At 68.1% G+C, this 207-nt stretch carries 1 pseudogene; it reads right to left on the minus strand.

Annotated features, from left to right (window positions below):
- Positions 1–207, minus strand: a pseudogene (locus IF78_RS0143145) (DUF418 domain-containing protein); the annotation flags it as partial.

Raw genomic sequence — 207 nt, forward strand, 5'->3', positions numbered from 1 at the left:
GGACAGCACGGACTGTGCGACGAAGTGGCCGACGTAGGCGGTCAGGGACATGGTGCCCACGGCGATGACGGGTTTGGCCAGGCGGCGCAGTCGGGGCAGGCGGTCCATCGCCACCGTCGCACCGACGATCACGAGGATCGCGACTCCAACGCTGCCGATGATGTCGAACGTGGTGCCGCTGTGCGGCCCTGCCGTCAGGAGCAACGA

It is taken from the genome of Streptomyces bicolor, assembly GCF_000719285.1.
GTDB classification, from domain to species: Bacteria; Actinomycetota; Actinomycetes; order Streptomycetales; family Streptomycetaceae; genus Streptomyces; species Streptomyces bicolor.